The sequence below is a fragment of the Vibrio sp. Vb1554 genome, assembly GCF_033344235.1.
Genome location: NZ_JAWPOJ010000289.1, coordinates 1 through 1,211, shown reverse-complemented (window position 1 = coordinate 1,211; position 1,211 = coordinate 1). Strand labels below are relative to the sequence as shown.

The window sequence follows — 1,211 nt, the reverse complement described above, 5'->3', positions numbered from 1 at the left end:
AATAATTTCTTAGTAACCTTTAAAATACTGCGCTGATAATAAACAAGCTCGACGCAGATGTAAAAAGCTATGCGTCGCATGGTAGGGAATCTGACAACGAATTTTGAGTTGAGTTGCATTTATTGGCAGATATTAAGGGGTGATAGGGAGTCTAATGATGTTTTCGTTAGCCGAGTCACTGAAGCGATTAATACGAAAAGAGTCATCAACTGGATTGTCGATGACTCTGTGTCATAGGGTTAGGCGGCGATAAGGAGTTCTTTCGCGTTAGCTAATGTTGAATCAGTGATTTGGCTACCACCGAGTAAACGAGCCAGTTCTGCCACACGTTGTTCTTCATCTAGTACGCGCATTTGTGTTTCCGTTTGACCACCTTTGGTGTGTTTTGCGACAAACATTTGTTGGTGGCCACAACCGGCTACTTGCGGTAAGTGAGTGACACACATGACTTGAGTCGATTCTCCAAGCTTGCGTAGCATTTTGCCTACTACCGCAGCCGTTGGGCCACTAATACCCACGTCCACCTCATCGAAGATCAAACTTGGCGTATCTACTTTTTGAGCAGTGATTACTTGGATCGCTAGCGAGATACGGGACAACTCACCACCTGACGCAACTTTCGCAATTGGTTGCAAAGGTTGCCCCGGGTTAGTGGAGACCAAGAAGCACACACTGTCCATCCCCAATGGCGACGGATGTGTGTTTTCGTTGTTTACTTCAATGCTGAAGACGGCTTTTTCCATGCTCAGTTCGTGCATGCTTTGCGTGATCAGCTTGTTCAGTTCTTTTGCGTAACGGCTGCGTGATTTATGCAGCTTTTCCGCTTGAGTCAGGAAGCTTTGGTATTTCTGTTCCACTTCTTGAGCCAATTCATCCAGACGTTCATCAGAGCAATCCAATGCTTCGATTTGTGCTAGAAGGTCTTGGTGATGTTGGTATAACTCATCAGGCATAACATGATGCTTACGAGCCATCGACATCACTTTAGAAAAACGCTCTTCGACATAAGCCATACGACCTGGATCAACATCGATGCCATCCAAGTAGCTACGAAGTTCGTTTTTGGTTTCTTCTAGCTGGATCATCGCGTCAGCCAGCATATTTGGTAGCTCGGCTAATTTTTCATCTAATTCCGCTAATTGAATTAGGGAGTGATTGGCCGATTGCAAAATACCAAGCGCATTGACTTCTTCACCTTCGTAAATAAGTTC

General features: G+C 44.9%; 1 protein-coding gene. It reads right to left on the bottom strand.

Annotation, left to right across the window (positions count from 1 at the left end; all coding sequences use genetic code 11):
• Nucleotides 1-239: 239 nt before the first annotated feature.
• On the bottom strand, nt 240-1,211 hold a 972-nt coding region (recN, locus tag R8N28_RS25715), incomplete at its 5' end, for a DNA repair protein RecN (protein WP_318183722.1).